The organism is Clostridia bacterium (assembly GCA_017438525.1).
Lineage (GTDB): Bacteria > Bacillota > Clostridia > Oscillospirales > RGIG8002 > RGIG8002.
Genome location: JAFRVI010000073.1, coordinates 1 through 7,922, shown reverse-complemented (window position 1 = coordinate 7,922; position 7,922 = coordinate 1). Strand labels below are relative to the sequence as shown.

At 57.8% G+C, this 7,922-nt stretch carries 7 protein-coding genes; all 7 read right to left on the bottom strand.

Going from position 1 to position 7,922, the window contains the following annotated elements; translation table 11 throughout:
• Positions 1-200: 200 nt before the first annotated feature.
• Positions 201-839 (bottom strand): uridine kinase, encoded by a 639-nt coding sequence (gene udk, locus IJL83_06555; protein MBQ6553255.1) that lies wholly within the window; start codon positions 837-839, stop codon positions 201-203.
• A 35-nt stretch (positions 840-874) separates the two neighbouring features.
• Positions 875-2,176 (bottom strand): pyrimidine-nucleoside phosphorylase, encoded by a 1,302-nt coding sequence (locus tag IJL83_06550; GenBank protein ID MBQ6553254.1) that lies wholly within the window; start codon positions 2,174-2,176, stop codon positions 875-877.
• 66 nt (positions 2,177-2,242) lie between these two features.
• Complete coding sequence (locus IJL83_06545; GenBank protein MBQ6553253.1) at positions 2,243-3,181, bottom strand: ABC transporter permease; 939 nt, start codon at positions 3,179-3,181, stop codon at positions 2,243-2,245.
• On the bottom strand, positions 3,181-4,362 hold the full coding sequence (locus IJL83_06540) for an ABC transporter permease (GenBank protein ID MBQ6553252.1): 1,182 nt from the start codon (positions 4,360-4,362) through the stop codon (positions 3,181-3,183). The genes IJL83_06545 and IJL83_06540 overlap by 1 nt, the downstream gene beginning before the upstream one ends.
• The gene (locus IJL83_06535; protein MBQ6553251.1) at positions 4,352-5,869 is read right to left on the bottom strand and encodes an ABC transporter ATP-binding protein; all 1,518 of its coding nucleotides are present in this window, start codon (positions 5,867-5,869) and stop codon (positions 4,352-4,354) included. The genes IJL83_06540 and IJL83_06535 overlap by 11 nt, the downstream gene beginning before the upstream one ends.
• 186 nt (positions 5,870-6,055) lie before the next feature.
• The gene (locus tag IJL83_06530) at positions 6,056-7,261 is read right to left on the bottom strand and encodes a BMP family ABC transporter substrate-binding protein (GenBank protein ID MBQ6553250.1); all 1,206 of its coding nucleotides are present in this window, start codon (positions 7,259-7,261) and stop codon (positions 6,056-6,058) included.
• Between the two features lie 214 nt (positions 7,262-7,475).
• A partial coding sequence (locus tag IJL83_06525; GenBank protein MBQ6553249.1) for a GAF domain-containing protein occupies positions 7,476-7,922 on the bottom strand: 447 nt, incomplete at its 5' end.

The window sequence follows — 7,922 nt, the reverse complement described above, 5'->3', positions numbered from 1 at the left end:
TCCTATGAAGTATCGAAATCTCCTTGATGCGATAGAAAACCTCAACAATTACAAATAATGCATAGGCCTTGATGAGAAAGACATTTGCTCTGCGTTACGAAATTTAACGATAACCCCGATTTTGCTGAAATAGCAATCTTTTAGCCAGAAAACGAAAGGACACGCGATTGCGTGTCCTTTTTGTTACTACTTGTTCGATTTTATTTTTCGCTTTGGCGCCTGCTCGTTTCTGTTATTCCGAGCTCGCGGTTGACGCGGTGCTTTATCATATCGAGCGCGACGATGTTGCGGCCGCCTTCGGGAATGATTATGTCCGCAAACTTCTTGCTCGGCTCGACGTACATTTCGTGCATCGGCTTGACGGTGCCCAGATACTGCGTGACGACCGAATCGAGCGTGCGCTTGCGCTCCTTGACGTCGCGTATTATCCTGCGGATGATGCGGACGTCAGCGTCGGTATCGACGAATATCTTTATATCCATCAGGTCGCGGAGCTGCTTTTCCGCAAGGACGAGGATGCCGTCGATTATAAGCACGTCGTTCGGTTCGACGCGGCGGACCTCGTCGCTGCGGTCGTGGACCTTGTAGTCGTAGACCGGACAGTCGACGGCTCTGCCTTCGCGCAGAAGGCGCAGGTGTTCCGCCATCAGATCGGTATCAAACGCGTCCGGGCAGTCGTAGTTTATCCTCGTGCGCTCCTCATAGGTTATATCGTGGTGCGCTTTGTAATAGTCGTCGTGGCGCAGGACCGTCACCTTGTCGCCGAATTCCTCGACGAGACGCCGCGCTATAGTGCTTTTTCCGCTGCCGGAGCCGCCGGCGATGCCGATAATGAGCATTGTTTTTCCTTCTTCCCTTCCGAACTGCCTCTCGTTTATCTCACCGTCTTGTAAATCAGCGGCTTCTTCTCGGGCGGCGCGTCCGAAATCACGAACGCCGCGCGGATATCCGCCTCCGCCTGCGGAAGCGAGTCTTCGCGCGCCGTGTAAAGCGTGCACAGCGGCTCGCCGGCGGCGACGGAGTCGCCCACGGTCTTGCGGAGCACCACGCCGGCGCCGAAGTCTATCGCGTCCTCCTTCGACGCCCTGCCGGCGCCGAGAAGCACGCTCGCCATACCGATCCGGAGCGCGTCCACGGCGCTCACAAAGCCGCTCTTTTCGCTGACGACGTCGTGCACGAACGGCTCGCGCGGGAAACGCGACGGGTCGTCGATATACCCAACGTCGCCGCCCTGCGCGGCGATCCATTCCCTCATTTTCGCGAACGCCCTGCCGCTGTCAAGCGACTCTTCCGCGCGCGCGACCGCTTCTTCTATCGGTATCTCAAGCGCGAGCGAAGCCATATTCGACGCGAGCGCGATGCAGATCTCGCGCAGCGGGCCGCGCGTTTCGCCGCGAAGCACCGAGAGCGCTTCCTTGATCTCGAGCGCGTTGCCGACCGCCCTGCCGAGCGGCGTATCCATATCCGTCAGCAGCGCGGCGACGTTCCTGCCGCAGCGCTTGCCTATCTTCACCATCTCACGCGCGAGCGTTTCCGCTTCCTCCGGCGTTTTCATGAACGCGCCGCTGCCGACCTTCACGTCGAGCACTATCGAATGCGATCCGGCGGCGAGCTTTTTGCTCATGATGCTGGAGACCATCAGCGGTATGCAGTCGACGGTCGCGGTCACGTCGCGCAGCGCGTAGAGCTTCTTATCCGCGGGCGTCATGTTCCCGCTCTGCCCGACGACGACTATCCCGACGCGTTCCGCCTGCGCGATGAATTCCTCCGCGGAGAGCGAGGTGCGGTAGCCGGGGATGGATTCGAGCTTGTCGACCGTGCCTCCGGTGTGGCCGAGGCCCCTGCCGGACATCTTCGTGACGACCGCGCCGAGCGAAGCCGCGAGCGGAGCGACGATGAGCGAGGTCTTGTCGCCGACGCCTCCGGTGCTGTGCTTATCGGCGGTCAGCGTTCCGAAGCGCGAGAGGTCTACCGTGTCGCCCGATTTCGCCATCGCGTCGGTCAGCGTCGCGGTCTCCTCCTCCGTCATTCCTCTGAAGCATATCGCCATCGCCAGCGCGGACGCCTGATAATCCGGTATTTCGCCGGCGACGTAGCCGTCGATGAAGAAGCGTATTTCTTCCGCGGTCAGTTCGCCGCCCATACGCTTCTTGTAGATGATGTCATACATACGCATACCGCGCACCTCCAGACAGGTCGGAATCGGGGACGGCGGCGCCGTCCCCGATCGTTGCGAAAAGAACTACCGCATGCCCTTGTCGTAGGGTATGCCTTCCGCCTTCGGCGCGCGCGACTTCTTGGACGTGAGCGCGAGCACGACGAGCGAGATAACGTAAGGCAGCATATTGTAGATGCTGCTCGGGATGTTGAGCGCCTTCAGGAAGCCGATGCCGTCGTATACGTTCGACAGCGCACGGAAAAGTCCGAACAGCAGCGCCGAAAGCGCGATACGCTGCGGCTTCCACTGGCCGAAGATCATGACGGCGAGCGCGAGGAAGCCGAAACCGGCGACACCGTATTCAAACTTCCACTCGCTGACGCCGGACGTGATGTAGACGATGCCGCCGAGTCCGCCGAGCAGACCGGAGATCATCACGCCGGAGTAGCGCATCTTATAGACGCTGATGCCGACGCTCGCGGCCGCCTGCGGATGCTCGCCGCAAGCCATAAGGCGCAGGCCGAACTTCGTCTTGTAAAGCAGGACGTACGCGGCGGCGAGGGCTATCACCGTCACCAGCATGAACCAGTTGAACTCGAAGCTCCCGATGTTGACGATAAACGCCTTCTTCTGCGCGATATAGGTCAGAGTCGCGGAGGGCTTGTCGGGGTTCGCGGCGATGTTTATCGCCTTGACGATGACCGTCGCCGCGGCGACCGCGAGCATATTCATCGCGGTTCCGACTATAGTCTGATCCGCTTTGAAGTTGACACTCGCGACCGCGAGGAGCAGAGAGTAAACGAGTCCGGCGAGCATCGAGATAAGGATGACCATTATGATCATCGCCGGCGCCGGAAGGTTCGGCATAAAGTGCATGGTAAGCGCACCGCCGAGGGCGCCGATCACCATCGTGCCTTCAAGGCCGAGGTTGATTACGCCGGAATGCTCCGAGAAGCAGCCGCCCAGCGCGACCAGGATCAGTACGGATGAATAAAGCAGAGTGTATTGCAGGAGCAGCAGCATTACTCATCGCCTCCTTTCCCGGATTCCTCAACAACGACGGCGGTATCGGTTCCCGGCATGGGCTCCTGATGCCCGCTCGCCGCGCGTTTTTCTTCACTGCGTGCGATGCTCTTGTTCATCATGAACTTGATGAAGAGAACGAATCCGCAGAGGTAAATGATTATCGACGATATCAGGTCGGATATCTCCGAGCTGTAGGTCATCTTGTCGACGTACGCGCCGCCTTCGGTTATGTGCTGGATGAAGAAGGACGAAAGCAGGCATCCGATCGGGTTGAGCCCGCCGAGGAACGCCGCCGCGATTCCGTTGAAGCCCATCGACGGGACGGACGACAAGCTGCAGTGCCACTGCTCGTAACCGGTCAGGTAGAACATCGAGGCGCCGAGCGCGGCGAGCGCGCCGCCGATCGCGATAGTCACGATGATGTTGCGCTTCTCCGCCATGCCGGCGTACTTCGCGGCGTTCTTGTTGAAGCCGGTCGCTTTCAACTCATAACCGAACTTTGTCTTATCGAGAATGATATAGACGGCTACGGCTATGATTATCGCAAGCGGGATCGCTATCGTTACGTATCTGTTGTCGCTGAAAAGCTTGTCCAGTCCGAGCGAGGGAATCATCGATCTTATGCTCTTTCTCGAAATATCAACCGTGTAGGGACTTGTGCTTTCCTTGACGTTCGTCAGCAGCATATTGACCGCGTACAGCGATATCCAGTTGAACATTATTCCGCTGATGACCTCGTTGACGTTACGGTATGCTTTGAGGACGCCGATTATCGCTCCCAGAAGGCCGCCGGCGATGAGCGCGAGCAGCATGCAGAGCCACCACGGAAGTCCCCACGCCAGCGCCGCGTAAAGCGAAATGCCGACGCCGATGCAGTACTGCCCCGCCGCGCCGATGTTGAACAGCCCCACCTTGTAGCAGAACAGGATCGACAGCGAGCACATGATAAGCGGAGCGGTCTTGACCAGGGTATTGCCCAGATACTTGAGCGTAAGGCGACCGTTCGGGCGGTTAAAGAAGTTCTTGAGCAGGTCGGTGATGCCCTTCCACGCGCCGTCCGGCTTGATTATCAGCAGCACTATGAAGCCGATGACAAGGCCGATGATTATGCAGAGCAGCGACGCGATTATAGACTGAAACGCGTTGCTCTTCGCTATTGAACGCAGTTTATTCTTCATCCTTCACCGCTCCTCTCTTTGCTCCGGCCATATACAGACCGAGCTCTTCGACGGTGGTCGTCTTCGGGGTGAGTTCGCCGACGATCTCGCCCTCGTACATGACGAGGATGCGGTCGGAAAGACTCATGACCTCCTCGAGCTCGAGAGAAACGAGCAAGACCGCTCTGCCAGCGTCGCGCTGCGCGACAAGCTGGCGGTGTATGTTCTCGATAGCGCCGACGTCGAGTCCGCGGGTTGGCTGTACGGCGATTATAAGGTCGGAGTCTCTGTCGAGCTCGCGGGCGACTATCGCCTTCTGCTGATTTCCGCCGGACATGCTTCTCGCGGGAGTCGCGGAGCCCTGTCCGGAGCGGACGTCGAACTGCTCGATGAGCTTATCGGAATACTCCCTGATATTCGCCTTGCGAAGCATGCCGTTCTTCGTAAACTCCGGCTCGAAGTAACGCTGGAGTACCATATTGTAGTCGAGCGGATAGTCGAGCACGAGGCCGTGCTTGTGCCTGTCCTCGGGGATGTGGCTCCAGCCGGACGTGATGCGCTTTCTGATAGAGCGGTGTGTAACGTCTTCGCCTTTGTAGAGTATTCTGCCGGCTCTGACCGGTTCAAGTCCGGAAATGCCGTAAACGAGCTCCGTCTGGCCGTTGCCGTCGATTCCGGCGATGCAGACGATCTCGCCGCGGCGGACGTTGAATGAAACGCCCTTGACAGCGTCGCTGTCGTGGACTCTGCTCTTGACGTGTACGCCGTCGAGCTCGAGCATGACTTCGCCCGGCTTCGCGGGCGCCTTGGCGACGGTGAATTCGACGTCTCTGCCGACCATCATTCTGGAAAGCTCTTCCTTGGTGGTATTCTTGACCTCGACGGTACCTATGTACCTTCCCTTGCGGAGCACGGAGCAGCGGTCGGCGACCTCCATTATCTCGTTGAGCTTATGCGAGATGAAGAGTATCGACTTGCCCTCCGCCGCGAGACTGCGCATTATCTGCATCAGCTCGGTTATCTCCTGCGGAGTGAGCACCGCGGTCGGCTCGTCGAAGATAAGTATGTCGTTTTCGCGGTAGAGCATCTTAAGTATCTCGGTGCGCTGCTGCATACCGACGGATATATCCTCGATGAGCGCGTCGAGATTTACGTAAAGCCCGTAACGCTCGGAGAGTTCTTTAACCTTCGCGCGCGCTTCGTCTTTAAGCAGGAAGCCCGCCCTGCAGGGCTCAACTCCGAGCATGATGTTGTCGAGCACCGTGAAACATTCGACGAGCTTGAAGTGCTGATGCACCATTCCGATGCCGAGCGCGTTGGCGTCGTTCGGGTCCTTTATGCTGACGGGCTCGCCGTTCATTCTTATTTCGCCCTCCTCGGGCTGATACAGACCGAAAAGCACCGACATAAGCGTCGACTTTCCGGCTCCGTTTTCGCCCAGGAGCGCGTGTATTTCTCCCTTTTTCAACTGGAGAGTGATATCGTCATTGGCGATGATACCGGGGAACCGCTTCGTAATATGCAGCATTTCGACAGCATACGGCTGTTCCACTTCACATCTCCCCTTTCAATCAATAAATAAACAGGTAAACGAGGAGCGTTCTCGCTTGTAATGCGAAAGGCAGGGGCGCCCTTCCGGACACCCCTGCCTTCTTAAAACTCTGTGTCCACCGAATCGGCAGGATCTCAGATCCGCATTTTATGAACGTTCAGATTATTTGATATTGCCCTGATCGTCAACCGTAACGGCGGTAACGGCAGGCATCTTGTCGATGGCATTGGAAACCTTGACGCTTCCGTCGAACATCTTGCCGACAAGCGTTACGTAGTCTTCCTTGGTGAACTTACCGTCCGCCCACTGAGTGGAGTCATAGGGGATCTGGACGTAATTCTTCTCGACTTCGGTGCCGCTGATAAGACCGAGGGTCTCGATCTTGCCCTTGTAGTTATCCCACTTGTCGTTGATGATGATGTCCTTAAGAGCATCATAGGTGGCGGGATAGAGGCCCTTCATAGCGGAGGTAACGGTGATGCCTGCGCCGTATTTGCCGTCGATGATCGCGGCCTGGTCGACGTCAACGCCGATGACCTTACCGCCGACCTTCTGAGCGGCCTCGGCAGCGGAAATGTAGATGCCGCCGCCGCACGCGAAGACGACTTCGGTGCCGGCCTGATACCAGGTGTCCATCTTGGCGGTGATGTCGGCGTCGCCGAAGAACTGTCCGCCGTAAACGTACTTGATCTCGGGCTTCACGCCGAGCTCTGCCGCCGCGGCGTCAGCGCCCTGAACGAAGCCGAAGCCGTAACGGACGACCGCCGGAACAGCCATTCCGCCGAGGAATCCGAGCTTGGTGTAGCCCAGCTTGACGGCAGCGTAGCCGGCCATGTATCCGCACAGCTCTTCCTGATAAATGGCGCAGTAGACGTTGCTCATGTCAACGTACTTGGCGAGATCCCAGTTATCGGGGTTGTAGTCGTACTGTTCGCCCGCGGCGGCGACGCCCGCTTCAAGCAGGTCGCCCTTCGCGACGTCCAGCGCGACGAACTTGACGTCCGGATAATCCTTCGCGGCTTCGACAATGGCGCCGCCGAAAGCGTAACCGGGCATTACGATGACGTTGTAACCTTCACCGGCGGCCTGCTCGATCATGGCGACGCGGTCAGCCGTGGAGTCGCCGGCGGGCTTTTTGTAGGTGAACTCAACTTTGTTTTCGTCACAGAACGCTTTGCATGCCTCGTAGGTGGTCTGGTTGAAGGACTCGTCGGTGATGTCGCCGTAATCGGTGATCATCGCAACCTTGTAGCTGCTGCCGGCGGGTTCGTCGCCCGAACCGTTGGTGTTCGCTTCTTCCTTGCCGCAGCCGACGAACAGTACGCAGCACATGGCAAGAGCGAGAATTAACGCGAGAACTCTTTTCATTACTTTCTCCTCCTTGATTTTCGGATAACGGGTTCACCCGCCTCCGAAAATAATTCTATCCTAAAAGGGCGAAAAAATCAATAGATTTTTACAAAAATTGTCAAATATTTGTCTTATTTTTTTCACAAATTGCAACAACCGCCATAAAAACACATCAAACGAAAATAATAAAAAACGCCCGTCCGCGCTGCAGCGAAAACGGGCGTTTCCTTCGCTATTCCTCCATTTGTCTGCCGATGAACTGCGCGGCGGTCTGGATGAGCTTAACGTCCGTTTCGGACGGCGGCTTCCCCTCCTCCCGCACCATGCATACGCTGCCTACGACGTCTCCCCCGCTGACGATCGGCGAAACGACGGACGCGGTCTTGTCAACGCCGTCGACGATGCTGACGAGATTCTCCGAATCGCGCCTCACGACGTAGTGTACTCGGCTCTCCATCAGCGTTTCGAGACTGTCCGCGACCGGCTTGCCGATAAGGTCGCGTTTTGAGCCGCCGGCGACGGCGACGACGGTGTCGCGGTCGGTTATGACCGTCTGGTATCCGCTCGCGCGGTGCAGCACCTCGGCGTACTGCTCCGCAAAGCGCGTCATTTCCCCGACCGGCGAATACTTCTTGAAGATGATCTCCCCGTCGTTGTCGGTGAAGATCTCGAGCGGCTC